Raw genomic sequence first — 24,443 nt, 5'->3', positions numbered from 1 at the left:
TGGTCTGAACCAATTTTTTATTTACACACTCACATTTTTTCTGTTACACACTAAGATTGTGTGCGGATTCATCATAATTTTTGATTTTGTTTTCTAAAAACATTTGGGTTAAATAGGCGATCTCATCTTCAGAAAATTTGATTTGGTAATTTTTTTCAATTTGTAATAAATGGGTTCGTAAAACATCCATTTCGATTCGGTACCGTTTTTGGAAAGTAGTCAGGTTGGCGAAAGTACGGGAAGGTTCCTTCTTCAATAAACTTTCTACCAAAAAGGCTAAATGAATGACTAATCCTGCATCGACGGTTGGTTCTACAATCACATGCAATTGATTTTGAATTTGATGAACGATGCGTTGCAGGCTCTCGATCAGATGATAGACGGACCCAACATGAGTTATCGTATTTTCCAATGAACGCACGATCTTTTCGATCGGCACTTCATCTGAAGCGATTCGTTTTAGCACATTCAAGCGATTGTCATCAAAAACATCATAGGCGGAGAAAAACGGAATGTTTTGATAATCGATTTCGACGGTGCCGGCAATGGCTTTGATCTCATATTCTTCTAGCAAGCCGTCAATATGTTTTTTGAAGGTTTCTTTTTCAATAAACTGCATTTGGATGATCTCGACTTTTGACTGATCAACGACGGGATAAATTCGTTGATAAAGTTTGGCAGCGACACCTTCCCCAGTAAAGCAAGTAACGATGACTGCCTTTTTATTTCCTTTTGCTTCACGAACCGTACGGAACTGTTCTTGTACGATGGTTTCAAAAGAACGCTGAATGTTTTGGTAGACGTCTTCTAAACTGCGCCCACTCTCTGCCATCCGCAAGGCTTCTAAAACAATCATCGTACTGACCATCGAAATAGCTTTCGTACGAATCCCCGTCTCTTCGGAAATCAAATTCGCAAAGGAATTGAGGGAGCCCATATCGGTTAAAAGCAATAAGCCATTGCTCATCTTCTCTTTGTTTTCATTGATATAATTCAACAGCTGGTCATACATTTGCCCGACTTCCATATCCAAAGACATATTCATTGCCTTGCCATGGTCGGTCTCCAGCAGCTCTTGGGCTGTCTCCAACATACTGCTGGCAGTTGCCTTGCCATGCATCAAGACAATGATCTCGATTTTTTCAAGGGGCAATGGCGAAGGCTGTTTGACTTGAATCGCTAAAAACATACTGATAAAGCCGATTTCATCAAATGGGATCTCGACATGACGTTCCTCTTCAATGATCGTCGATAAATCCATTGCCACTTGAAATTCGGATTTTAAGTTTTTTCTAACCGTGTTCAAATCCGGATGAACGATCATATGTCCCTCTTTAACACGTTCCAGCGTACTTTGCAAATGCAACGCAAAGGCAAAACGGGCTTTTTCACTATAAGTTCGATCTAACCTCTGTCCTGCCAAGTCATAAAGAACATTTGTCAGTTTCCAAATGTCTTCTGGAATCAATTCTTTATGAACAGGGTTTTGGATCAATTCTTCGACATATTTTTCAAAGTAGGCATCCACATCCTTAGAGATCAAGTTTTCTAAATCGACATTGGCTACGCCCGTTTCAATCAGTGAGCTGACTTTTTCTTCAATCTCGTTGTAAACTTGCATATTCCGTTGCGGATCACGAGACCAGACAACATCTGGGTCGCCAGGTTCAAAACTCAGAAAGTCGCCTTTACCATCCAAAAACCGATCCAAGCGTTCCGACATTTCTTTGATCTTCAACAAGCCTTTTTGAACTTGCAAGGAGCAATCGCCTTTTCGAATCAGCAGGTGTTTTTTTCCATAGGTCCGATAATGTAAGAATGCCTTCGCACAGACGAGTTTCAGGTCGCGCTTGATTTGACCGATGTTGCCTTCTGCATCATAGAGCATAAAGGCCAATATCGCATCTCGCTCGACATCGATCCGCTGATTTAGACGAGTCGCCTCTTGCTTGATAAACAAGGAAATGATTTCATATCGTTCATCTAGGGAACGACTTTCCACATTTGGCAAAGTAATAGCCATGGGAATTCGCCGATTGAAGGTCGTCAAAAAGGTTTCTGATGATTCCGTGGTAGCACCAATGATCTGCACAGCGGCTTCATGAACTTGGTTGCTTTCCCCTAATGGGCGGTAGATCCCTTTATCAATGAAGGTAAAGAGCATTTCTTGGCCTTCTGGCGGCAGTCGATGGATCTCATCCAAAAACAATATACCGCCATCGGCTTTTGCCATCAGTCCTGGACTATCTTCTGCAGCACCTGTGTAGGCGCCTTTTTTGATGCCAAAGATATGTCCAAACAATAATTGCGGATTTTGTGCATAATCCGCACAATTAAAGGACACGAAAGGAGCATCTTTTTCTAACATATTTGATTCAACCGCAAAGTGATACATACATTCAGCAAATAATGATTTACCCGTACCTGTCTCTCCAAAAATGATAGTATGAAGTCCTCTAGGCGGATATAAAATTGCTGCTTTGGCTTGCTGGATACTTACTTTTAAAGAAGCTTGAACCCCAACAAGACTTTCAAAACTCACTTCAGAGGAAACATCCACATGCACCGTTTCTTCTAATGGCTCATAAACGACCGGACGGCCGGAACGTTTGCCGATTTTCTTTTCTTTATGAAGCTCACTGAGATAACGGCTTGCATTGCTGCGATCGATTTGTAAGATTTTAGCGACATCAACTGCGGTCAACCCTTGCTTATGCAGTTCAATCGTTTGAAAAATCTCTTCTTTTCGCGAATTCATTCAATAGCCCCCTCATTTTTTTACACACTAACGATAAACAACGTTAATGGTAACACAAAAAGACGCTCAATGGCGTCTTTTTCCTTTGTCTTTTTGCTTTTTCGTCTTTTTCTTGGTCTTTTTAACAGGAGTGTGTAATTTTTCAGGCGTTTTCTTGGAAATTTTCTGCACACTTGCTGTTTTGGTTTCTTTCTTGCTTTCCTTTTCGATAACAGGTGCTTCTGTGTGTAACTGACCGCCGTGTAAAAAGACTTCTTTAAGCTCTATGGACAATTGATTCGTGATTTTTTTCAAATCCTTCACCGAATGGTCTTGAACAATCGTGATGACGGTTCCTTCTTTGCCCATTCTTCCGACACGTCCAGCTCGGTGTAAATAGGATTCTTTTTCTAACGGGACTTCCGTATTGATAACATAAGGCAGATCCACGACATCTAAGCCACGAGAAGCGACATCAGTCGTCAATAATTCTACTAGTTTTCCTTGACGGAAGCTCTCCAGTGCGCCTTTTCGGGCAAGTTTGTTTTGATCAGATGCTAATGATGCCACCGGTAAGCCATGAAACAGTAGTTTTTCTTCCGCATTCCCCATTGCGCTTAATTCATTGAAGAAAACCAAGGCTTGAAAGTTTGGTAAATGAGCAAAGCGTCTTAAAGCATCCACAATTCGTCGTTGCGGATAATTCAAATAGTAGTGATGGATCACGCCTTTGCTCTGATCTTCTTGGGTAACATCAATGATCAGTGGCTCTTTTGTCACCAATGGTCGAATCTCATCAATTACTTCATTAGCGGTTGCTGAAAAGAAACTACGCTGGATTTGTTTTGGCAATGTTTGATTGATTTTGGCAGCTAGCGTGAAGGCCCCTTCTTTCAATAATTGGTCAACCTCATCTAATACCAACGATTGCAACTGCTGGGTCTTGATTTTTTTTGCTTTGATCAATTCTAACACACGGCCTGGGGTACCGATCAAGACCTCAGGTTTGTCTTTTAATTTTTCCACTTGTCGTTTCGTGCTCGCGCCGCCAATAAGTGGCAGAACGGTCAGTCCAATGGCTTGAGCCCATTCTCGTGCTACTTCTGTGACTTGCATCGCTAATTCTTGTGAAGAAGTCAAAATCAACAGCTGATTGCCTTTCTTTGCTTCGACCTTTGTTAACAGTGGCAAAAGGTATGCCAATGTTTTACCAGAACCGGTCGGTGAGACCCCAATGACAGACTCGCCATCTTTTAAAGGACCAAAGGTTTTTTCTTGGATCAAGGACGGTGCGTGATACCCTGCCGCTTGCCATTTTTCCTGCCAGATGTCTGGCAGTTGTGTCAATTCAAATACTGTCATAAATGTTCCATTCCTTATTTTTTATCTGCATCAAAAACGATGCCTGCTTGTTTACGCATGAGAGCAACGGTTTCATTGACACTGCGTGCAAGTTCTACCCATTCCTCATAGCGTTGTCCTTGTTGGGGATCATTTTTGTTTTCGATGATGTCTGCAAAATCTTGTGCTTCTTCAATCATCGGGTTTTCTAAGGCACTTACTGCTAATACCTGGGTTTGTTTTGTTTTTCGCTCATAAAATGCGGCTTCTTCGATGGCATTGACGGCATTTAGGTCTAATGTACCGTCCTCAAAATAGATTTCTGAACGCAACTCTGAATCAGCGATTTTGCCTGTTTGGATCGTGACATCAAAGTCAGCATAGCGCAACACTGCAGTCCCGATACCATCTACACCAGTCGGTAATTTACGGGCAAAATAATGAACATCTTGCGGTTTGCCAAACCAAGCAACCGCGGCATAAATCGGATAGACGCCCAAATCCGCCAAAGCACCACCAGAAAAATGTGGAGAAAAGATATTTGGTTCCTCCCCAGCTAATACAGCGTCATAACGAGACGAATATTTCATATAAGAAAAGTTCGCCCCAAGAATGGCACCCCGTGTGGGTAAGAATTCGGCTACGGTCGAAAAACTTGCTTCATGAATGTTGCGAGCTGCTTCAAAGAATAATACCTGTTGCTGATTTGCCAATTCGATGATCTCCGCCATTTCCTCAGGCGTTGAAAAGGCTGGTTTCTCCACAATGACATTTTTTCCTGCTAAAATACCTTGCTTGGCTTGTTCAAAGTGCAAACTATTCGGTGACGCGATGTAGACCGTGTCCATATGAGCTAAGCCAAAAAAAGTGTCCAGATCGGTCGCATACTCGATGTCCCCATATTTTTCTCCAAAGCGTTGTGCCGTTGCTAACTTTCTTGAGTATACAGCAACCAATTGATAGCGTTTTGTTTCGTGGGCTGCTTGTACAAATTGATCGGTGATCCAATTTGTGCCGATAATCCCTAAATGAATCATGTTTTTTCCTTCTTTCTTCTATAGATTAGGGTCGTCAAAGACGACATTCAAATCAAAAGGGATCGGTTCTTTGACCGTGATCATCCCTTGGTTTACTTGGCAATTATAGGCAAACACTTCGACACCCTTGCTTTGCGCTTCGGCGATTTTAGCGGCCAGATCCGGCTGCATCTGTCGATGGATCGTGGCGATTTGCACCGCTTCAAATTGGATCATAAACAAAACCGCCGCATAATAGCCAGCTTCTTTGGCATGGATCAATTCATTGACGTGTTTCAAGCCGCGAATGGTTGGTGCATCTGGAAAAGCACCGACTTGCTTGTTTTCAAGGGTCATTCCCTTGATTTCCAAAAAGCCTTTTTCTTGTTCATCTGTTTCAAAATAAAGATCGAATTTTGATGTCCCATAGACAACTTCCCTTCGCAAAAGCGAGATTCTCCCTTTGATATTCGGCAACTGGATTGTGCCATCCAAGAGGCCTTCATAGCCTAATCGATTCGGTACTTGACTATCAATATTGATCCATTGGTCTTGTTTCTTGACTGAGATCAAGTCGTAATTGGTTTTGCGTTTCGGATTGTCCCAATATTGCAGGGTAACAAGCGCACCTTTGTGCAAGAGCTCTTTTCCTCGTCCGGTATTTTTTACATGGACGATTACTTCTTGATCGTCAACGAGACATCGGGCAATGAACCGGTTGTCTCGCACGAGAAACGTGGCTAAAAGGGTATTCGGATAATTCATTTTCTCACCTGTTCTTTTGAATCATAGCATATTTTGATAAAAACTTCTAAACTTCAAACTAAAGTACCATGCTTTTTTACCTTCTCATGGTATACTTATGGCAATTATTTTCTAGTGCGAAAAAGTGGACACCTGTCCACAAGGCGCAACTTGATGAATCGTAAATGATAGGACGTGTATAAATGAAGAAAAGGTCTATTTTGATTGGTTTATCTCTTGCAACGGGCGTGGTCAGCTCTTTGCTGCTGCGAAAAGAAAAACAAAAAAATGAGAATCGCCAGAATTTCATTGGTAATTGGCGTTTTACTTCCAAGACAAAAGAAGATGTCACGTTAGAAATAGCCAATGACTATTCATTGACCATCGAAGGCAAGCCTTTGACTGCTTCCATCGTTGAATTGACTCCGACGCGGTTAGTTTTACTGGACACATTTGGCTATCATTTAGTTCTTGAACAAAAAGGCTCCGTCATTACTTTATATGATGAAGCAGAAGATTGCCACTATTCTTTGACAAAAATCATATAAGATCGCTGAGAAAGCCAAGTTCATGTTTTCTTCACATTTTCTTCGGTCAATTCTCAGACTTTTTATCAGCATTTCTTGGCAATCCATGCTATCATTAACTTAACAAGTGGTTGAACAAGGTGTTCCGTTGAGTGATGTTTGATCGTTCATAGATTAAGGTGTAGGTTCGATTCCTACCTTCCACATTTATTTTAAATAGAAAGAAGGGATTTTTATGTTAACGACCTTTATTTCACTCTTTTCCATCTTTGCTTTAGCTGCATTGTTAGCTGGGACATTCTTTTTAGCAAAATTGGCCATGCAACAAGAAACGAAGGCGGTGAAAGTTCCCGTCAGAGCCCAAAATCAAAACCCAAGAATCCATTCCAATCGTCGCTAAGGGAAATAGTTTGACCCTATGTCAATTCAAAAAACTTGCCTTCTATATAATATAGGAAGGCAAGTTTTTTTTGCTGGTATTTACAGTAAACAACCTTAGTCACGTAACGTCTCAGTTTGTCTACTGAAGGATCGGTCTTACGCAATTAAATGCTAAGTTTTCTCTTAGAGTATTGCAACGGTGGATACTCTTTGTTAAAATTTTTGCTTAGATACAACTTTAAAGGAGCTACTACATATATGCAGAAAATAACCAAGTTCGGGTATTCCTTCGTTGCTGCTTTGGCAATCCTCTTTGCTGCTGCCGGCTTACCCCTCGTTTCGTATGCTGATGATACAGCTATGAGCGCCGAAGAGATCCAAGATTTTTCAGTCGATGCAAAAGCCGCTTACTCCATTGATTTTGACACAGGCAAAGTGTTGTATGATCAAGATGGTGAGACTGCCATGGGCATCGCCTCCATTACCAAGATCATCAGTCTCTACCTCGTAGCTGAGCAAGTAGAGCAAGGAACCATCGCTTGGGATGATCCTGTCCCTATTTCAGATTATGCCGCGAATCTCAGCGTGTCGCCAAACTTATCGAATGTCCCTTTGCATCAAGACGTCACCTATACAGTAAAAGATTTGTATGATGCCAGTTATATCCAATCTGCAAATGCTGCAATCGTCGCACTCGCGGAACTGATTGCTGGGTCTGAAAGTGCCTTTGTTGATCAAATGCAAGAAAAAGTGCAATCATGGGGCATTACCGATGCAAAGATCGTTAATGCTTCTGGCTTGAACAATACTTATTTAGGGGACAATATCTATCCCGGGTCAACTTCCACTGACGAAAACGAACTATCCGCAAAAGATGTCGCCCTGATTGCTCGTCATTTGCTGCAAGACTTTCCAGACGTTTTAGAAGTAACGAGTCTTTCCACCAAACAATTTGGTGAAGGTTCCTATTCGCCTGTCGAGATGGTCAATTGGAACTGGATGCTTCCAGGTTTTACGAATACGAAAGATGGTGTTGATGGTCTTAAGACTGGTACGACAGATATGGCAGGGGCATGCTTTGTCGGAACCGCCGTCAAGGATGGTCAACGAATTATCACCGTAGTGCTAAACGTCAATGGTCATGCGGAAAATCCAAGCGTACGCTTTATCGAAACAGGTCGGTTGATGGACTACTCCTTCGACGCTTGGGAACAAGTAGAAATTTTACCAAAAAATGCACAGTTAGAAGATACACAGACGGTGGCAGTCAAAGATGGGAAAGAATTGAGTGTTCCCGTTGCCTTAAATCAAGGTTTGACCTTATGGGTACGTGGAGATATGGATGCAACAGCCTTTGAAACAACCATTGACTTTAATGAGCATTATCGTGATTCTGCCTTGCAAGCGCCATTGACTGAGGGTACAGAAGTCGGTACTGTAAGTGCTTCGATTCCAGCTGATACGCTTGGTTATATTGATGATTCTGATCATGACGAAACTGCAGGATTAGTTACAACACAAACGGTGGAAAAAGCCAACATCTTTGTTCGTGCTTGGCGCGGTGTGTCTAACTTTTTCGAGAATCTTTTTTAATCCAAACCAAAGAAAAAATCTGTCCTGAGCAAAGACTGCTTCTCGGACAGATTTTTTTTATTCTACCGTTTCCACCATTGCTGCTGCCAAAGGCTCAACAGGGAAAAACAATTCAACTTCCCCTTCTTTAAAATGAGGAAGATATCTTTCTTGGATCGCTGCTGACAAGTAGACGTTGTTTTCTGGTAAAACTTCCATCAACATTTTTTCAGTCATCATGGTCAAGTTTTTTTCATCCGTTTTGACAACGAGATAGGTCATTGCGGGCATTTCCCAACGGACCCAACCGACGGGAGGAAAATTTTCTGTATGGACTTGAACGCCTGCCAAATAACGGCCGGTTTCTTGCCAAGGCTCTAACCAATTGGTGCCATCACTCATTAAGCCCCAAAATTCCAGTTCTTCTGCCTTTTGATCGCTCACTAGAAATTCGATCTCTTCAAAATCCTTTGTTGCAAGTTCCCATAGCGCTGGTACCCAAGAAGCTCCTTCTTCCGCTAATCCCTTGCCTTCTTTTCCGATCACATAAAAAGCGGGCCGTTCAACGCGAATCACTTCACCTAATTGCATGTTCCTTCCTCCTTCTTTTCTTCATTTTAGCGAATTGCAAGAAATTCAGCAACTTTGACCTTAGCAACAAGCAATTTTTGTCATTTTTCGGTATACTAGGTGTATCGTTAAAGGAGTGAAAAACATGGATTTTACGCAATTGCTGATTTTTGCTATCAGCTATTTGACGGGTGTGATCGTCGTTCAAAAATGGCGCAAGAAAAAAGATGAGCCAGATATTTTCTTTTTTGAGTGCTGTTGGACGATTTTAGCCCTGCTGATTTATTTAGCCGTCTCAGAATTACGGACAGGCAGTTTCTTTATTCTAATACCAGTCGCCTTCGCCGGCCTTTTTTTATTTTCTTATCGGCGCAACAAGCACCGACTCGTAAATGGCTTGCTCTTTAATTTGTTTGTCTTAGCATTTGGTGGCTACTTAGTCATTAATCTATACCGAACACAAGATATTCTTGTAGGTGGTCTATTGGCTGTTTTACTAGCGATTTTCCTTGCTGTATTATTATTCGGATTGGCCATCCTCGTGGTCTTTCTTTACTGGAATTCCATTATTGTTTTACGAAGAGAATCGCGATCGATCGCCAATCTATTGACCCTGATCTTAGCGGTAGTTTTGACCGTTTTATTATTTTCAGATCCCCTTTTGCACTTTTTCCCGGATTGGATCCGAACCTTATTTGGCGTGGTTCCCCTAAGTCTGATGTATCTATTTGTGGTCTTTTTGAACTTTTTATCGATTTCAGTCATTTATCAGTTCAATCATCCTCGTTACAATCAAGATTTTATCATCGTCTTAGGAGCAGGTCTTTTGAATGGCACCACGGTCTCCCCTTTATTGGCCAAGCGTATCAATAAAGCAATCTCGTTCTACGAAGCGCAATTTAAAGCGAAAAAAACGGCTCCTCGGTTACTGATGTCAGGCGGCCAAGGAAGCGATGAAAAGCTGCCAGAAGCTGTCGCGATGAAAGAATATGCAGTTGCGCAAGGAGTGCCCGAAGGAGAGATTTTAGTAGAAACAAATTCCACGACTACTTATGAAAACATGAAGTTTTCGAAAGAAATCATGGATTCCTTAAAGCCAAATGGCTACAAAGTAATTTTTTCCTCCAACAATTACCATATTTTTCGTGCCGGTCTCTATGCAGATCAAGCAAAACTTAAAGCAGATGGTATCGGAGCACCTACCGCCTTTTACTATTTACCCAATGCCTTCTTACGAGAATTCGTAGCGATCCTTTTTATGCACAAAAGACGACACTTAACGGTATTGATCACCTTGCTGATCCTTTATGTAGGTGCAGCGATCCTCCAACTTATTTTTGGCTAAGCAAACAAAAAAAGTTCTTTGAACCGGCTGGTTCGAAGAACTTTTTTCTTATTGAATCGTACGATGTTTCTTCCAGAAACGTTGTTGCCATTTTTCTTTCATACTTTCTGTAAGTGGTTCTGATGCTTCTTTGATCGCACAATATTTGTCAACCATCGTAACAATATAGCTTTCTTTATAACGTGGCGGCGCAATCGTTGCTCCCCACATATGTTTCAAGATGATATCTTTTTCTAGATCACTTAGTTCAGTGATTTTTTCAGCATTTTTTACTGCAATTCGTGGATGCATATACGCATGGGTACCTTCATCAAACTTTGTGGTACGCCAGTCATAGTAGAATAAATCATGAAGGAGTCCTGCACGAGCTGTTGCACGAGCATCGCCGCCCCATTTCTTGGCCAATTTGTAACTATAATAAGAGACGCTGATCGAATGTTCCAAACGTGTGGAGTTCATATGCTGCACAAAGTTGGCTAATTTTTTTACAGCTTCTGTTTCTAACAGGTCAGCCACGTAAGACATATATTCGCTATCTTCTTGCCATTTTTCTGTCATAAATTTTTGTCTGCCACCTTTTTTGATCTGCTTGATTGTTACAAGACAAAGTATAGCACCTATTCATCGAAGATTCTAGGTGAGGTGCAACAGATTCAAATAGTTTAACAGTTCCTTAAAAATCTAACTGACAGCAAAATACATCAAAATCCCGGCTGCAATGGCGACATTCAATGATTCTGCCTGACCATAGATGGGAATATACACATTTTTGTCAGTCAAAGCCAACAGTTCTGGGTGAACCCCTTGTCCCTCGTTACCTAAAATGAAGGCAGCTGTTTGTTGTTTAGGAAGCTCGGTATAAGGAACGGCTTCTTTATTTAATTCGGTGCCATAAATCGCCACGCCAGCTGAGCGTAGCTGTTGGAGAAATGGCGGGATCGCTCCTTCTAATATTGGTAAATGATAGTTGCTTCCTTGCATACTGCGCAAGACTTTTGTGCTGTAAAGATCTGCTGTTCCTTCACCGAGAAATACCCCGCTGAACCCAGCGGCATCTGCTGTTCGAATCATGGTGCCAACGTTCCCGGGATCTTGCACATTATCTAAAATCAACCAGTTGCCCGTCAATGTCTGTAAGTCTTGCTCTTGCTTTTCCACCACGGCAAAAATTCCTTGTGGAGTTGGTAAATCAGAAAGCATCGCTGCGATCTCCTCTGTAATCAAATAGCTATCTTCCTGATAATCATCAAGCTGCCCGTTGGCTTCGCTTAACCCTCGCGGTGTTACCAACAACGCTTTGATAGGTACTTTGGCCTGCAGCGCTTCTTGCACTAAATGCCAGCCATCAATCAAATAGGAATTGGTCTGTGTACGGTGTTTTTTTTGTGTTAGTTTTTTGATTTCCTTGATAAAGGTATTTTTTTTCGATTGAATTTCTTTCATGTGGTCACCTCGATTTATTATAGCATGAGTCAATCGATCTAACTTGTTCTTTTGCTGAAAAAACGCTATCATTATAAGCAGAGGAGGGATTGTCCATGAAGAAACTACGAATCCATGTTCAAGGGCGTGTCCAAGGTGTCGGCTTTCGTTATACCACGAAAATGCTTGCCGATCAGTTGGGGGTCACAGGATCTGTAAAAAATGAGTCAGATGGTTCTGTTTCGATTGAAGCGATGGGAGATGAAAAAATCATCGATGCCTTTGTTGCCGGAGTGAAAGATTCTCCTTCTCCCGCTGGGAAAGTGAACCAAATCGACATCCAACCAGACGATACCATTAAAGAACGTACTAGCTTTGACGTAGTCTATTATTGATAATTGAATGTTTTCTAAGTCGAAAGATTGATTTTTCAATGAATTTCTCTTTGTACATTGAAATAGTCGGTCTTTTTTAGTATAGTTATTTTTGTCTAAATTTATTGTGAAGAGGAAGAATAGAATGTCTAAAATGAATAAATGGCTGCTTTCATCAGGATTATTTGGCCTGTTATTAGCATTATCAGGCTGTGTCAGTACCAATGCTGATGGTACGCCGAAAGAAACAGGAATGATTTATCGCTTTTTGGTGAAACCATTAGGTGATATGATCACGATGCTCGTTGAAAACTTCAACTGGTCTTACGGCTGGGCGATCATCGCCGTAACGATCGTTGTCCGTGTCATTATCTTACCATTAGGGATCCATCAGTCTCGAAAAACGATGGTTCAAAGTGAAAAAATGCAGTTTCTGAAACCCCAAGTGGATATTGCGCAAGCCAATTTGAAAAAAGCAACCACTCGGGAAGAACAAATGCAAGCGCAAGCGGAGATGCAAAAAATTTACTCTGAAAACAACGTCAGTATGTTTGGCGGTATCGGATGTCTCCCTTTGCTGATTCAGATGCCGATCTTCTCTGCTCTTTATTTCACCGCTCGTTACACACAAGGAATCCAAAACTCTGAATTCTTTGGCGTATCTTTAGGCGACCCAAGCATTCTCTTTGTGGCGATTGCTGGTCTTTCATACTTGGCACAAGGATATATCTCAACCATCGGGATTCCTGAAGAACAGAAAAAAACGATGAAAACCATGTTGATCGTTTCTCCATTGATGATCGTTTTCATGTCCATGAGTGCACCAGCTGGTGTGACACTTTACTGGGTAGTTGGTGGGGTCTTCAGTTGTATCCAAACGTTTATCACGAATGTCATCATGAAACCAAAAATTCGTGCCCAAGTCGAAGCGGAAATGAAAGCCAATCCGCCTAAAACGGTAGTTACCCCTCGTAAAGACGTAACGCCTGAAAAAACAGAAGCTGTCAAAAAAGCGTTGAACACGACAAAACCTAACGGAAAAGGTCGTAACGCTGGCAAGCAGCAACGGAAGTAATTCTTGACCAAATCGCTCATTGGGCGGTTTGGTTTTTTGTTGTTTTCAAATGGGAATCAGTTGCTTCTTCTATTGCCTTTCGCTATAGTAAATGAGAGGTGAGCGCATGTTTCAAGCATATATCAATATTTTTGTCATTTTCAGTCTCATGTTTATCGGTTATTGGTTGTCTTACAAACAATGGTTTTCTAATCGAACCGCCGATACGTTTTCAAAATTGGTATTGAATGTCTCATTACCAGCCAATATGTTTTTGACGATCATTAAAAACTTTACGAAAGATGAATTTCTTTCATTAGTTTCCGGGATGATCATCCCTTTACTTTCCATGATGATCACTTACTTCGCTGGTTATTTATGGCGCCGTTTCGCCCAAGTTGAAGCCAAACACCAAGGGGCATTTTCCGCCATGTTTACCTTTTCCAATACGATCTTCATCGGCTTACCGATCAATTTAGCCATTTTTGGTGAAAAAGCCGTTCCTTATGTGTTGTTGTACTATATTGTAAATACGACATTATTTTGGACCATCGGTATTTTTGAGTTAGCAAAAGACAATCCTGATTTTGGTGAAGCCCGGATTTCCTTTCATCCATTGGTCATGCTAAAAAAGATTTTTTCACCAGCCTTGATTGGTTTCATCATCGGTTTGATCTGGATGCTGTTCACCTTACCGCTGCCCTCATTTGTTGATGGCCTTGGAAGCTACCTAGCAGATTTAACGACGCCCCTATCAATGTTTATCATCGGGATCATTGTCTACTTTGGGGGACTCAAGAACTTGCGAATGACCAAAGACATTGTCGGTGTCTTGTTTGGTCGGTTCGTTCTTTCGCCCCTCGTTGTGTGGCTGTTAAGCAGAATCATCCCTGTTCCTGAATTGATGCTTTCTGTGTTTATTATTCAAGCCTCTATGCCCGTCCAAAACTCTGTCCCGATTCTTGTACGAAACTACCAAGGGGACGAAGAATTTGCAACTTCATGTTTAGGGTATTCCGTCTTACTGTACATGGTGTATTTGCCTGTTTTGCTTTTTTTCTTTTTTTAGCTATTTAACGAACTTTGTCGAAAAATACTCGTTACCAAAGACATTCGCTTCTTTCGGTAACGAGTATTTTTCTCCTCTTTGTAAGCCAATGGTTCGATTGATTCGCTATCCAAACGGCACCCCCCTTATGATTTCTCACTATAAAGCCACGATCCTTTTGATTTTCGCAAGATTGTGGCTGCTTAGGTTGCCCTCACAAACAAGACAAAAAAGCACATCATGCAGAAACTAGCTATACTAGATGCTGCGATGATGTGCTTTTTTTTAGTGAACAGCTGTTGACTTATAACATATCAAACAACGACAACTGATTTTCATCTGGTAGATCTTTAAGAACACCGTTATCCGTCATGTATTCAATCAAGGTCTTAGAAACTTTCCCGCGATTGGCGAGGTCTTCTTTCGATAAGAAGGGACCGTCTTTTCGTGCTTCCACGATTTGTTTCGCTACGTTTAGTCCCAAACTCGGCACTGCTCGAAACGGTGCGATCAATTTTTTTCCGTCAATCACGAAGTTTTCCGCATCCGATTTATACAGATCGATCATCCCAAATTCATAACCGCGCTCTAACATTTCATTGGCTAACTCCAGAACCGTTAACAGATTCTTTTCTTTCGTTGACGCATCCAATCCTTTGTCAGTGATTTCTTGCATCCGTTCTTTTACGGCGTCTTTTCCTTTTGACATAGCAATCAAATCAAAATCATCCGCCCGGACAGAGAAATAAGCACAGTAATAGAGAATTGGGAAGTACACTTTAAAGTAAGCCACCCGCAACGCCATCAAAACATACGCCGCCGCATGGGCTTTCGGGAACATGTACTTGATCTTCGAACAAGAATCGATATACCATTCAGGGACATTGTTCTCCCGCATCGCTTGCAAGTAAGTGTCCCGCAAGTCGTCAGGGATCTTGTTCCATTGCCCTTTACGAACCGTCTCCATGATTTTAAAGGCCATCCCGTCATCTAGGCCAGCATGGATCAAATACACCATGATGTCATCCCGACAGCCGATTACTTCTGCTAGACTGGCATCTCCACGACGAATCAGTTCTTCGGCATTGCCCAGCCATACATCGGTACCATGGGAAAGACCAGAGATCTGCAAGAGCTCTGCAAAGGTCGATGGATGGGTTTGATCCAACATCCCTCGCACAAATCGGGTACCAAATTCTGGGATGCCTAATGTACCTGTTTTTGAGTAGATCTGCTCTTCAGTTACACCTAGCACATCCGTACCACCAAAAATACGCATCACTTCCGGATCATCCGTGGGGATCGTTTTAGGATCGATTCCTGATAAATCCTGTAGCATCCGAATCACCGTTGGGTCATCGTGTCCCAGGATATCCAGTTTTAAAATATTGTCATGAATCGAATGGAAATCAAAGTGGGTCGTTTTCCATTCTGAATTTTGATCATCTGCTGGGTATTGAATCGGGGTGAAATCATAGACATCCATATAGTCTGGAATAACGATAATCCCCCCCGGATGCTGACCAGTCGTCCGTTTGACGCCAGTGGCGCCTTTTGCCAAACGATCGACTTCGGCTGCACGATAATGAAGATTATGATCGCGCTCAAAGCCTTTTACGAACCCAAAGGCTGTTTTGTCCGCTACGGTACCGATCGTTCCGGCACGATAGACATACTCTTCACCGAAGAGCACTTTCGTATAGTTATGGGCTTCTGGCTGATACTCCCCTGAAAAGTTCAAATCGATATCGGGGACTTTATCGCCATGGAAGCCAAGGAAGGTTTCAAAAGGAATATCATGGCCATCTTTGTTCAGACGGGTGCCGCATTTTGGACATTTTTTCTCTGGCATATCATAACCAGAACCATACGAGCCGTCTTCATAAAATTCAGAATACTGGCAATCGGGACAATAATAATGAGGGGCTAATGGATTGACCTCAGTGATCCCAGTCATAGTTGCGACAAAACTAGAACCGACTGATCCCCGCGACCCTACTAAGTAGCCGTCTTCATTGCTTTTATGAACCAGTTTTTGTGAGATCAAATAGATCACGGAAAACCCATTCCCAATGATCGAATCAAGCTCTTTTTTCAAACGTTTTTCCACAATTTCTGGTAATGGATCACCGTATAGCTCTTTGGCACGGTTGTAACTCAAGTCGGTGATCTCTTGTTCAGATCCGGGAATCTTTGGTGTATACAAATCATCTTTTACCGGAATGACTTTTTCACAGAGATCAGCGATTTTATTCGGGTTCGTCACTACAATTTCTTTCGCTACTTCTGGACCTAAAAACTGAAAAGCGGTCAGCATCTCATCGGTTGTTCGGAAATGTACATCCGGTAAACTATGTCGATTCAAGGGATTGGCGCCCCCCATCGAATTGATCAAGACCTTACGATAAATGGCATCTTCTTCGTTCAGGTAGTGGGCATTCCCAGTAGCAACAACGATTTTCCCTAACTCTTCCCCCATCTTTACCAGATTCCGAATGATGTCTTCTAGATCTTTTTCACTTTTCACGAGTTCCGTTTCGAGAAGATGAGCATAAACTGCTTTGGGCATGACTTCGATGTAGTCATAAAACTTGGCAAGTTCCCGCGCTGCATCGACCCCTTTTTGCATCATTGCGACAAAGACTTCTCCTTTATCACAAGCGGTTCCGACTAACAATCCTTCCCGCAATTTCACCAATTCTGAGCGCGGGATCCGCGGAACTTTATCATGGAAGTACTTCACATTCGACATCGAGATCAGCTTGAATAAATTCTTCAATCCCGCCTGTGTTCGGGCTAAGATCGTGGCATGGAAAGGCCGAGCTGCTTTATAGGAGTTCTCACCCCCCACGTGTCGGTTCAAATCTTCGTGCAGTAGCATGTCATGTTTTTCCATCGCTTCTTTGACAAAGATCCACGCTAAATGACCGGTTGCCTCGGCATCGTAGATCGCTCGGTGATGTTGCTCCAAACTAACGCCAAATTTTTTGGAAAGGACACCTAAACCGAATCGCTTAAACTCTGGATACAAATAACGAGCGAGTTCCAATGTATCAATGACGGGATTTTCTGCTTCCGGGATACCGTATTTTCGATAACTGGTATTTAAGAAGCCCATATCAAATGACGCATTGTGGGCAACTAGAATGGCTCCTTCAGAAAACTCACGGAACAAACGTAAGACTTCTTCTTCCGATTTTGACCCCCGAACCATTTCATCGGTGATTCCCGTCAATTCTACGGTCGTTCGTGATAAAGGATGGCCAGGATCGATGAATTCATCAAAGGAACCTTCCACGTTGCCTTTATGCATCCGCACAGCGGCCAATTCAATGATGGTGTCGTACACTGCAGACAATCCGGTGGTCTCACGTCAAACACGATATACGTGGCATCAGTCAGTGGGACAGGCTGCGGATTATAGGCAACCGCTACCCCGTCATCCACGATATTGGCTTCCACACCGTAAAGAATTTTTACCCCGGCTTTTTCTCCGGCGTGATGGGCATCAGGAAACCCTTGTGCTCCACCATGATCGGTGATCGCAATCGCCTTATGTCCCCACTTGCCAGCTTGAGCGACAAAGTCTGCCACATTGTTGGTTGCATCCATCGTACTCATATTGGAATGCAGGTGAAGTTCGACCCGTTTTTCGCCTTCAGGTGCATAATCTTTGCGGGCCTCGTGTTTGACTTCCAGCAAATCTTGCGCATTCATAACGAGATCTCGCATAAAGGTATCTTCTTGAACACTACCACGCACTTTGACCCAACTACCTTTAGCAATGGCATCAAAGACTTGTTCATCTTTTTCATTGTTGGAGAATTTTTTCACACTAAACGACGACGTATAGTCGGTGATTTTCAAAATCAAAATCTTCCGTTTTGAACGCAATTCGCGGACTTCTTTATCAAAGACATACCCTTGGATCGTAACTCGGCGTTCTTCCTCGATGATATTGATCATCGGTGTCACAGGTTCATCAGCAGGAATATTACGTCCCAAGGCGATTGGTCCGTCAAATTCGACTGTTTTGACTTCTTTTTTGCGTTGCTCGTGCGCCATTAAGTTCTCAGCGGCTTGCAATTGGAAGGCTGCCGTTTGTTCTTCTTTTCGTGCTTCAAGTTCTTTCAAGGCTGCCTCAGCCTGTTCTTTGTCTAGCTGTGGCAGGATCCGAAATTTTTGAAACCCGAAAGTCCCATAATTTTCCTCAATGATCGGTAAGTACTGTTGCTGCAAAATCGTGATGACCGCATCATTGTTGACGGGTAAAATCACCTTGTTCTCTTGAATCATAGGCATTTGATTTTTGATCACTTGATGAACTAACGGCCGATCGCAATTTTGATTGGCTAACGCTAATGGCCAGTATTCTTGAATGAACTGCTCATCAAAGGAACCGTCTTGAGCTTCAATGACAATGCGAACTTCCGCAATCTCTTTAAATGCCAATTCAATATGTTGTTTAAAGGACTGATACACCATCACCGGCAACAAACGTTCGAATTGGAAATAAAACGTCCAGGCTTTTGATTGTCGATGCACGGTTACTTGTCTGATTTGGGCAGTCTGCATCAATGGATGCTGCCGAAGATTTTGGGCAGCTGCAATTTGGTCTAATAATATCTCAAAGGTCTCTCTTTCTTTTGACAATTGAAGATCCTCCTTTTCTCAGTACTCATTAGTATACCTCTTTTTGTCTTCACTTTCATTAAAAAATCGAGAAAGGATTTCCTTTCTCGATCTACCATTGTTTCGATTTATTCTTGGTTGGCTAACAAAATCGTTAGGGTCGAAGCGACTTCTTCTTTCCTCACTTCAACGGTTGCGCCAGTATGCTTGATTTTGATCTCCACGATGCCTTCTACGGCTTTTTTACCGATGGTCAAGCGAATCGGACAACCAATCAAATCGGCATCTGCAAATTTGACCCCTGCACGTTCATTGCGGTCATCCACCAATACTTGATAGCCAACTTGGTTCATCATTTCTTCTACTTCTTCACTTAAGGCATTTTGATAGCTATCTTCAATCGACGTTTGGATGATATGCACATCAAATGGGGCAATTTCTTGGGGCCAATCGATCCCAAACTCATTGCCATATTGTTCAACGATCGTTGATAGCAACCGAGAAACCCCCAGACCATAACAGCCCATGATGATTGGTTGTTCATCGCCATTTTCATCGACAACCGTCGCTTCTTGCGCCTCGCTGTACTTGGTTCCTAACTTGAAGATATGCCCAACTTCGATTCCTCGCGTAAAGGTTAAGGTCCCTTTTCCATCTGGGGAAGGATCGCCTTCTTGAACCAAGCGAAAATCGGCAAAGGCTAGTGGTTGAAAATCACGGCCTACATTTGCATTAAGAAAATAGCTCTGTTTTTCTGCCGCTGGTACGATCAGATTCGCCATATCTTGGACATGCTGATCGGCATACAATTGGATCGAATCAGCAAGCTCAATGGGGCTGCGAAGTTGTGCGTCACTGGTCAGATAGGACTCGGCTTCTTCAGCAGTCAAGATCTTCACTTGATCAGCGGCTAAAAAATGCTTGATCTTTGTTTCATTAAGACTGTGATCACCTCGAAGCAATACCATAATGACTTGCTCGTCAACGAGTAGCAAAAATACTTGAACGATTTTTTGCAAATCCGTTTCGTATGTTTTCGCCAGTTCCTCTAACGATAGAGACTCTTCATGAACGACTTTTTGTAACTCTAAATAGGTCTCATGAGATTTTTTAGCGATATACTGACTAGTTGCTAGTTTCCAATTGGCGACATAGTCGCTTTCAGTCGAATAACAGATCAGCTCTTCGCCGATTCCAGACAATGCCAAAAACTCTTTTGAATCTCGGCCACCCATCAAGCCATTATCCCCGACCACTGTCCGATATTCGATCCCACAGCGTTTCAAAATGGCATGGTAAGCCATTTCGTAGCGATTATAGGTTTGATCTAAGCTGGCTTCATCGGCGTGAAAAGAATAGCCATCTTGCATGATAAATTCACGGCTGCGAATCAATCCAAAGCGCGGCCGCTGTTCGTCCCGATATTTCGTTTGGATCTGATACAAGCTCAAGGGTAGCCGCTTATAAGACGTGATCTCGTTTTTGATCAATGTCGTGAACGGCTCTTCGTGAGTGGGCCCTAAAACGATCTCTCGTTCGTTTCGATCTGTCAACCGATACAAAGACTCACCATACAATGAGGCCCGTCCAGACTCCTTCCATGGTTCATACGGAAGCAAAGAAGGCATCGCCATCTCTACGGCATCGATTTGTGCCAGTTCCTCACGAATGACCCGCTTGATCTTTTCTAACACCCTTTGTGCTAGCGGCAAGTAGACATAGATGCCTGCCGCCACTTGTCGAATATACCCGGCCCTAACTAACAGTTGATGACTTAACGTCTCCGCATCGCTGGGGGTTTCCCGCAATGTCGGAATCAAACATTTTGACTGTTTCATTTTTTTCTCCTTTGCTACAAAAAATCATGTTCACCCGATCAACAATTGATTTGCTTGTGCGTCTTATTTTTAAAAGAAGAAACGTTGGATATCATTCCAGGTAACGAGAACCATCAGCAGCATCAAAAACCCAAACCCAATCAGGGTAATGATGCCTTCTTTTTCTTGACTGATTGGCTTGCCTCGCACACCTTCTAAAATATTTAAAACCAGTTTCCCACCATCTAATCCAGGAATCGGCAATAAATTAAAGATCCCCAAGTTGATGGAAATCATCGCCATCATGGCGATCACCGTTGTGACACCTTGCGATGCGGCTTGAGAAGACAGTTGGAAAATCGCTACCGGTCCACCCAATTTATTGATATCTGGTTGGGCGATCAAGTTGCCGACTGCTCTAAAAATCACCAATGAATTGTCAATGGTCGTTTGCAAGCCGCCAAGTAAGATGTCTCCGATGCCAGTTTTTAACGAAGCCGTGATCCCTAAGAAACCAATCGTAGTCTCCCCAGATTCTTGACTCGCAGGAGTTGCCGTCAAATCAAGTGTTTCTGCTCCTCGTTTAACTTCGAGAGCAATCTGAGTATCTGGATACTTTTGGATCTCTGTCGTCAATTCTGACCAGTTGGAAACATCGACGCCTTCAACTGCTAGGATTTCGTCGCCATTTTGCAGTCCGGCTTCAGCTGCCGGGGTTCCTGCTTCGATTCCTGTCACGATGGTTGCATCTTGGTTCGCGACACCACCTTGCGCAAACACCAACCCAGTGAATAAAACCAAGGATAAAATAAAGTTATTCATCGGTCCGGCAAAATTCGTCAGCATTCGTTGCCAAAGCTTTGCGGACTGGAATTGAACGTCTTTTGGTGCGATCCGAACTTCAACGCCATCTTCATGAATAATCGTTGCGTCATGATCCACAGCGTACGTAACTGCTTCTTGTTCATTGCCGTTGATGAAGCCAGTGATCGTCAGCTTCTCCTCCAAGTCAAAGTCGGTCACTTCCATGGGGATCGCTTGCGGCAATTGGATCTTTTTGCTCGTATTGATTTTGATGACTTTACCAGTTGCATCTTGAACCAAGGAGACTGGCATACCAGGCGTTAATTCGGTTTCATCTTCGCCCCAGCCTGCCATTTGGACATACCCGCCTAATGGCAGCATCCGAATCGTGTAGGTCGTCCCATCTTTCGCTTGATGCGCGAACAATTTAGGCCCCATACCGATGGCAAACTCTCTTACTAAAATACCTGCCCGTTTTGCAAAGAAGTAGTGTCCGAATTCGTGAATCACTACCACCACGGAAAAGATAATGATAAATACAAGTATCGTTTTCATGCTCGTTCCTCTCTTTCACAGCATCCCTCTCATTCAGGGCAGCCTTTCCTTATTTTATCACACCGGTTCCCGTTGAGGAACTCACATTCCCGTTGTAACAAGAATTTAAAAAAAGAAGCGCAAGCCAAGCCTGCACTTCTTAAATATTTTCTAAAAGACGCCAAATAAATACATGATTGGAAACACAAACAACATGCTGTCGAAGCGATCTAAGATTCCCCCGTGACCTGGCAGGATATTCCCTGAATCCTTTACGCCATAATGACGTTTGATCGCCGATTCCACTAAATCACCAAATTGCCCAGCGATCGAAAAGAGGACCGTCAATAAAATCATCATGGCACTACCGTGTCCAAAATAATCTTTCCCAGGAAATGCTAATAGATACAAACCAGCTACGACCACCGCAGCAGCAATCCCGCCTAGGGCCCCTTCGATGGTTTTATTAGGAGAAATCTCCGGCCATAATTTTCGTTGACCGTAACGTCGTCCCACCATGTATGCCCCAATATCCGTTGCCCACACGATAAAGAGACCGAAAACTAAAACGACTAAGCCATCCGTTGCTGACCGTGCCGTCAAAAAACGTTCAAACCCGACACCGGTATATAAGCTAACGATCACCGGAAAGCCAGCTTCATCGATGGTATACGTATTTTTCGAAATAACCGCGATCCCTAGTAACAAAAGAACGATCAGATAAAACAAGGCACTTTTATCTGTCCCCTCTGGCAAAAAGAAAAACCAGCGTTCTTGAGGCAAAACTAAGATTACCGCTCCGAGGATTGAAAGAATTCCTTCAAAACTGAAAATAGCTAATCCTTTCATTCGAAATAATTCATAAACACCAATTCCTGCCATTGCTGCTGCCAGCAATTCGACGGCAATGCCGCCAATATAAATAATTGGCAGGAAAAAGGCTAATGCGACGACCGCAGTGATTACACGTTGTCTCACTCTTCTTCCTCCTTCGTTTTCAAACCGCCAAAACGCCGGTTTCGTTGTTGAAAGCTCCCAATCGCGTCCTCTAATAACGCAGAATCGAAATCAGGCCAGAGCGCCTTTGTAAAGAATAACTCGCTGTATGCAATCTGCCATAATAAGAAATTACTGATACGTTCCTCACCACTCGTTCGAATCACCAATTCAGGATCACGTAACGCGTTTGGTAAAAAACCAGTCATCAAATGCGTCCCCAGCATGTCTTCCGTGAGCTCTGGTAGAGCTTCGCCGGAAGCTGAGAGTTCTTCATAAAGTGCTTGGACAGCTGTCAAAATTTCCGCGCGGCTGCCGTAATTTAAAGCAAAATTCAAGATCATCCCGGTGTTATCTTTGGTTTGGTCGATCGCTCGCTTGACCGCTTCTTGTGTATGCGCGGGTAAAGAATCCGTGAACCCCATCACTTTGACTTGAACATTTTCTTTGATCAGATCAGGAACAAAGGTGTCGAAAAAGTCGACGGGCAGTTGCATCAAAAAGTCTACTTCCTCGTTCGGCCGTTTCCAATTCTCTGTCGAAAATGCATAAAGCGTCAATACCTTCACACCTAAGTGTGAAGCGTGTTTCGTGATTTTCTTTACCGTCTCCATGCCTTCTTTGTGGCCAGCTACTCTTGGCAAGCGCCGATTTTGCGCCCATCTGCCGTTGCCATCCATAATGATCGCGATGTGTTGGGGAATCGGCAGTGATGGATCAAATTCATGTTCAGCCGCTTCTTTGATATATTTGTCTTTTTGTGGAAAAAAACGCAGCATCGTATTCGCTCCTCTTCCAATTCTTGAAATTCATCTTTTACATTATAACAATAATCAGATTTCTTGCCTATGAAAACCAAGAAAAGATTTCTATATTAAGAAAAAACAAAAAAACAGCTGTCATATTCAAGTACATGAGCTACTTTCGCCCATAAAAAAAGAGCCGCTGAAGCGACTCTTCGTCATTCCTTTTAAACTTCAAGTAATTCTTGTTCTTTTTCAGCTGCGATGGCATCGATTTCTTTGATGCTGTTATCTGTAGCAGTCTGCACTTCTTTTTCAGATTCTCGCAAATCATCTTCTGTGATATCGCCAGCTTTTTCTTGTTTCTTGTAAGCTTCCATGGCATCCCGACGAATGTTACGGACGGCGATTTTCGCATTTTCAGCTTCTTTTTTCACATCTTTTGCTAATTCTTTACGACGTTCTTCCGTTAATTGAGGAATCACCAAACGAATCACCGTTCCATCATTGGCAGGTGTAATCCCTACATCACTTTGCATGATAGCTTTTTCTACTTCTTGGATCATTGTTTTGTCAAAAGGTGTGATCATCAAAATTCTTGCTTCTGGAATCGTAATTGAAGCCATTTGGTTCAAGGGTGTTGGTACACCATAATAAGTAACCATTACGCGGTCTAAGATGCTCGCGTTCGCGCGGCCAGCACGGATTTGTCCTAATTCCCGCTGCAAGTTTTCTGCTGCTTTTTTCATTTTGTCTTTTGCTTCTGTTAAAATTTTGTCAGCCATG

Annotated in this window: 19 protein-coding genes and 1 pseudogene; 7 read left to right on the top strand and 13 right to left on the bottom strand. The window is 42.7% G+C overall.

The annotated features are described in order from the left end of the window. Positions 1-43: 43 nt before the first annotated feature. The 4 genes from FJU10_RS06390 to sfsA form a co-directional block, all read right to left on the bottom strand. Positions 44-2,758: a sigma 54-interacting transcriptional regulator gene (locus FJU10_RS06390; protein ID WP_140965408.1), complete on the bottom strand. Its 2,715-nt coding sequence runs from the start codon at positions 2,756-2,758 to the stop codon at positions 44-46. Positions 2,759-2,824: 66 nt separating this feature from the next. Next, on the bottom strand, positions 2,825-4,099 hold the full coding sequence (locus tag FJU10_RS06385) for a DEAD/DEAH box helicase (RefSeq protein ID WP_140965407.1): 1,275 nt from the start codon (positions 4,097-4,099) through the stop codon (positions 2,825-2,827). Positions 4,100-4,113: 14 nt separating this feature from the next. After that, the gene (locus FJU10_RS06380; RefSeq protein ID WP_140965406.1) at positions 4,114-5,115 is read right to left on the bottom strand and encodes a Gfo/Idh/MocA family protein; all 1,002 of its coding nucleotides are present in this window, start codon (positions 5,113-5,115) and stop codon (positions 4,114-4,116) included. An 18-nt stretch (positions 5,116-5,133) separates the two neighbouring features. Beyond that, the gene (gene sfsA / locus FJU10_RS06375; protein ID WP_140965405.1) at positions 5,134-5,859 is read right to left on the bottom strand and encodes a DNA/RNA nuclease SfsA; all 726 of its coding nucleotides are present in this window, start codon (positions 5,857-5,859) and stop codon (positions 5,134-5,136) included. A gap of 182 nt (positions 5,860-6,041) precedes the next feature. Here sfsA and FJU10_RS06370 point away from each other — a divergent pair, with 182 nt between their 5' ends. From FJU10_RS06370 to FJU10_RS06365, 3 genes are all read left to right on the top strand, one after another. Further along, entirely contained in the window at positions 6,042-6,386 is a 345-nt protein-coding gene (locus FJU10_RS06370) for a DUF4828 domain-containing protein (protein WP_077452604.1), read from the top strand. 214 nt (positions 6,387-6,600) lie between these two features. After that, the gene (locus FJU10_RS19010) at positions 6,601-6,765 is read left to right on the top strand and encodes a hypothetical protein (protein ID WP_170920150.1); all 165 of its coding nucleotides are present in this window, start codon (positions 6,601-6,603) and stop codon (positions 6,763-6,765) included. A 239-nt stretch (positions 6,766-7,004) separates the two neighbouring features. Beyond that, positions 7,005-8,339 (top strand): serine hydrolase, encoded by a 1,335-nt coding sequence (locus FJU10_RS06365; RefSeq protein ID WP_140965404.1) that lies wholly within the window; start codon positions 7,005-7,007, stop codon positions 8,337-8,339. Positions 8,340-8,396: 57 nt separating this feature from the next. Here FJU10_RS06365 and FJU10_RS06360 read toward each other — a convergent pair whose 3' ends face one another. After that, positions 8,397-8,909 (bottom strand): GyrI-like domain-containing protein, encoded by a 513-nt coding sequence (locus tag FJU10_RS06360; protein ID WP_140965403.1) that lies wholly within the window; start codon positions 8,907-8,909, stop codon positions 8,397-8,399. 124 nt (positions 8,910-9,033) lie between these two features. Here FJU10_RS06360 and FJU10_RS06355 point away from each other — a divergent pair, with 124 nt between their 5' ends. Beyond that, positions 9,034-10,233 carry a YdcF family protein gene (locus tag FJU10_RS06355; RefSeq protein ID WP_081118760.1) on the top strand — a complete coding sequence of 400 codons (1,200 nt, stop codon included), beginning with the start codon at positions 9,034-9,036 and terminating at the stop codon, positions 10,231-10,233. Positions 10,234-10,281: 48 nt separating this feature from the next. On the opposite strand, the gene FJU10_RS06350 is transcribed toward FJU10_RS06355, so the two are convergent. Both FJU10_RS06350 and FJU10_RS06345 read right to left on the bottom strand, forming a co-directional pair. After that, positions 10,282-10,791 carry an HD domain-containing protein gene (locus tag FJU10_RS06350; RefSeq protein ID WP_005236965.1) on the bottom strand — a complete coding sequence of 170 codons (510 nt, stop codon included), beginning with the start codon at positions 10,789-10,791 and terminating at the stop codon, positions 10,282-10,284. 123 nt (positions 10,792-10,914) lie between these two features. After that, positions 10,915-11,676 carry a TrmH family RNA methyltransferase gene (locus FJU10_RS06345; protein ID WP_081118761.1) on the bottom strand — a complete coding sequence of 254 codons (762 nt, stop codon included), beginning with the start codon at positions 11,674-11,676 and terminating at the stop codon, positions 10,915-10,917. A gap of 95 nt (positions 11,677-11,771) precedes the next feature. Here FJU10_RS06345 and FJU10_RS06340 point away from each other — a divergent pair, with 95 nt between their 5' ends. From FJU10_RS06340 to FJU10_RS06330, 3 genes are all read left to right on the top strand, one after another. After that, on the top strand, positions 11,772-12,050 hold the full coding sequence (locus tag FJU10_RS06340) for an acylphosphatase (protein ID WP_081118762.1): 279 nt from the start codon (positions 11,772-11,774) through the stop codon (positions 12,048-12,050). A 124-nt stretch (positions 12,051-12,174) separates the two neighbouring features. Further along, on the top strand, positions 12,175-13,104 hold the full coding sequence (gene yidC, locus FJU10_RS06335) for a membrane protein insertase YidC (protein ID WP_010749323.1): 930 nt from the start codon (positions 12,175-12,177) through the stop codon (positions 13,102-13,104). Positions 13,105-13,210: 106 nt separating this feature from the next. Then, entirely contained in the window at positions 13,211-14,152 is a 942-nt protein-coding gene (locus FJU10_RS06330; protein WP_034872197.1) for an AEC family transporter, read from the top strand. A 283-nt stretch (positions 14,153-14,435) separates the two neighbouring features. Here the strand turns inward: FJU10_RS06330 and FJU10_RS06325 are convergent. The 6 genes and pseudogenes from FJU10_RS06325 to frr all read right to left on the bottom strand — a co-directional run bounded on the left by FJU10_RS06325 (position 14,436) and on the right by frr (position 24,442). Next, positions 14,436-18,784 (bottom strand): annotated as a pseudogene (locus FJU10_RS06325) (PolC-type DNA polymerase III). A 107-nt stretch (positions 18,785-18,891) separates the two neighbouring features. Beyond that, on the bottom strand, positions 18,892-20,601 hold the full coding sequence (locus tag FJU10_RS06320) for a proline--tRNA ligase (RefSeq protein WP_081118764.1): 1,710 nt from the start codon (positions 20,599-20,601) through the stop codon (positions 18,892-18,894). Positions 20,602-20,670: 69 nt separating this feature from the next. Then, the gene (rseP, locus tag FJU10_RS06315; RefSeq protein ID WP_081118765.1) at positions 20,671-21,939 is read right to left on the bottom strand and encodes an RIP metalloprotease RseP; all 1,269 of its coding nucleotides are present in this window, start codon (positions 21,937-21,939) and stop codon (positions 20,671-20,673) included. A gap of 150 nt (positions 21,940-22,089) precedes the next feature. Next, a complete protein-coding gene (locus FJU10_RS06310; protein WP_077452615.1) occupies positions 22,090-22,896 on the bottom strand; it encodes a phosphatidate cytidylyltransferase in 807 nt (268 codons plus the stop codon). After that, a complete protein-coding gene (locus tag FJU10_RS06305) occupies positions 22,893-23,693 on the bottom strand; it encodes an isoprenyl transferase (protein ID WP_081118766.1) in 801 nt (266 codons plus the stop codon). Before FJU10_RS06305 ends, FJU10_RS06310 begins: the two co-directional genes overlap by 4 nt. 191 nt (positions 23,694-23,884) lie before the next feature. Then, entirely contained in the window at positions 23,885-24,442 is a 558-nt protein-coding gene (frr, locus tag FJU10_RS06300; protein WP_077452616.1) for a ribosome recycling factor, read from the bottom strand. Position 24,443 lies beyond the last annotated feature (1 nt).

The sequence above is a fragment of the Enterococcus sp. OL5 genome, from assembly GCF_006491895.1.
Classification (GTDB): domain Bacteria; phylum Bacillota; class Bacilli; order Lactobacillales; family Enterococcaceae; genus Enterococcus_D; species Enterococcus_D innesii.
This window is presented reverse-complemented; position numbering and strand designations above follow the sequence as displayed.

Bases quoted from the DNA above. Each gene is read 5' to 3' on its own strand.
- FJU10_RS06390 (WP_140965408.1), bottom strand. From the start codon at position 2,758: ATGAATTCGCGAAAAGAAGAGATTTTTCAAACGATTGAACTGCATAAG.
- FJU10_RS06385 (WP_140965407.1), bottom strand. From the start codon at position 4,099: ATGACAGTATTTGAATTGACACAACTGCCAGACATCTGGCAGGAAAAA.
- FJU10_RS06380 (WP_140965406.1), bottom strand. From the start codon at position 5,115: ATGATTCATTTAGGGATTATCGGCACAAATTGGATCACCGATCAATTT.
- sfsA (WP_140965405.1), bottom strand. From the start codon at position 5,859: ATGAATTATCCGAATACCCTTTTAGCCACGTTTCTCGTGCGAGACAAC.
- FJU10_RS06370 (WP_077452604.1), top strand. From the start codon at position 6,042: ATGAAGAAAAGGTCTATTTTGATTGGTTTATCTCTTGCAACGGGCGTG.
- FJU10_RS19010 (WP_170920150.1), top strand. From the start codon at position 6,601: ATGTTAACGACCTTTATTTCACTCTTTTCCATCTTTGCTTTAGCTGCA.
- FJU10_RS06365 (WP_140965404.1), top strand. From the start codon at position 7,005: ATGCAGAAAATAACCAAGTTCGGGTATTCCTTCGTTGCTGCTTTGGCA.
- FJU10_RS06360 (WP_140965403.1), bottom strand. From the start codon at position 8,909: ATGCAATTAGGTGAAGTGATTCGCGTTGAACGGCCCGCTTTTTATGTG.
- FJU10_RS06355 (WP_081118760.1), top strand. From the start codon at position 9,034: ATGGATTTTACGCAATTGCTGATTTTTGCTATCAGCTATTTGACGGGT.
- FJU10_RS06350 (WP_005236965.1), bottom strand. From the start codon at position 10,791: ATGACAGAAAAATGGCAAGAAGATAGCGAATATATGTCTTACGTGGCT.
- FJU10_RS06345 (WP_081118761.1), bottom strand. From the start codon at position 11,676: ATGAAAGAAATTCAATCGAAAAAAAATACCTTTATCAAGGAAATCAAA.
- FJU10_RS06340 (WP_081118762.1), top strand. From the start codon at position 11,772: ATGAAGAAACTACGAATCCATGTTCAAGGGCGTGTCCAAGGTGTCGGC.
- yidC (WP_010749323.1), top strand. From the start codon at position 12,175: ATGTCTAAAATGAATAAATGGCTGCTTTCATCAGGATTATTTGGCCTG.
- FJU10_RS06330 (WP_034872197.1), top strand. From the start codon at position 13,211: ATGTTTCAAGCATATATCAATATTTTTGTCATTTTCAGTCTCATGTTT.
- FJU10_RS06320 (WP_081118764.1), bottom strand. From the start codon at position 20,601: ATGAAACAGTCAAAATGTTTGATTCCGACATTGCGGGAAACCCCCAGC.
- rseP (WP_081118765.1), bottom strand. From the start codon at position 21,939: ATGAAAACGATACTTGTATTTATCATTATCTTTTCCGTGGTGGTAGTG.
- FJU10_RS06305 (WP_081118766.1), bottom strand. From the start codon at position 23,693: ATGCTGCGTTTTTTTCCACAAAAAGACAAATATATCAAAGAAGCGGCT.
- frr (WP_077452616.1), bottom strand. From the start codon at position 24,442: ATGGCTGACAAAATTTTAACAGAAGCAAAAGACAAAATGAAAAAAGCA.